This is a genomic window from Pseudomonas sp. CJQ_9, from assembly GCF_043106615.1.
Taxonomy (GTDB): Bacteria; Pseudomonadota; Gammaproteobacteria; order Pseudomonadales; family Pseudomonadaceae; genus Aquipseudomonas; species Aquipseudomonas juntendi.
Genome location: NZ_JBICMS010000010.1, coordinates 1 through 1393, shown reverse-complemented (window position 1 = coordinate 1393; position 1393 = coordinate 1). Strand labels below are relative to the sequence as shown.

Genomic DNA, 1393 nt, shown 5'->3' with positions numbered 1-1393 from the left:
CATCTTCACCACCGCAATCTGCGCTAGCAAATTGCTTGGGTGTTATATGGTCAAGCCTCACGGGCAATTAGTATTGGTTAGCTCAACGCCTCACAGCGCTTACACACCCAACCTATCAACGTCGTAGTCTTCGACGGCCCTTTAGGGGATTCAAGATCCCAGTGAGATCTCATCTTGAGGCAAGTTTCCCGCTTAGATGCTTTCAGCGGTTATCTCTTCCGAACATAGCTACCCGGCAATGCCACTGGCGTGACAACCGGAACACCAGAGGTTCGTCCACTCCGGTCCTCTCGTACTAGGAGCAGCCCCTCTCAAATCTCAAACGTCCACGGCAGATAGGGACCGAACTGTCTCACGACGTTCTAAACCCAGCTCGCGTACCACTTTAAATGGCGAACAGCCATACCCTTGGGACCGGCTTCAGCCCCAGGATGTGATGAGCCGACATCGAGGTGCCAAACACCGCCGTCGATATGAACTCTTGGGCGGTATCAGCCTGTTATCCCCGGAGTACCTTTTATCCGTTGAGCGATGGCCCTTCCATACAGAACCACCGGATCACTAAGACCTACTTTCGTACCTGCTCGACGTGTTTGTCTCGCAGTCAAGCGCGCTTTTGCCTTTATACTCTACGACCGATTTCCGACCGGTCTGAGCGCACCTTCGTACTCCTCCGTTACTCTTTGGGAGGAGACCGCCCCAGTCAAACTACCCACCATACACTGTCCTCGATCCGGATAACGGACCTGAGTTAGAACCTCAAAGTTGCCAGGGTGGTATTTCAAGGATGGCTCCATGAGAACTGGCGTCCCCACTTCAAAGCCTCCCACCTATCCTACACAAGCAAATTCAAAGTCCAGTGCAAAGCTATAGTAAAGGTTCACGGGGTCTTTCCGTCTAGCCGCGGATACACTGCATCTTCACAGCGATTTCAATTTCACTGAGTCTCGGGTGGAGACAGCGCCGCCATCGTTACGCCATTCGTGCAGGTCGGAACTTACCCGACAAGGAATTTCGCTACCTTAGGACCGTTATAGTTACGGCCGCCGTTTACCGGGGCTTCGATCAAGAGCTTCGCTTGCGCTAACCCCATCAATTAACCTTCCGGCACCGGGCAGGCGTCACACCCTATACGTCCACTTTCGTGTTTGCAGAGTGCTGTGTTTTTAATAAACAGTCGCAGCGGCCTGGTATCTTCGACCGGCATGAGCTTACGGAGCAAGTCCTTCACCCTCGCCGGCGCACCTTCTCCCGAAGTTACGGTGCCATTTTGCCTAGTTCCTTCACCCGAGTTCTCTCAAGCGCCTTGGTATTCTCTACCTAACCACCTGTGTCGGTTTGGGGTACGGTTCCCAGTTATCTGAAGCTTAGGAGCTTTTCTTGGAAGCATGGT

At 53.1% G+C, this 1393-nt stretch carries 1 rRNA gene; it reads right to left on the bottom strand.

Annotation, left to right across the window (positions count from 1 at the left end):
- Positions 1 to 46 precede the first annotated feature (46 nt).
- Positions 47 to 1393: ribosomal RNA gene (locus ACF8SD_RS01680) — 23S ribosomal RNA — on the bottom strand; the annotation flags it as partial.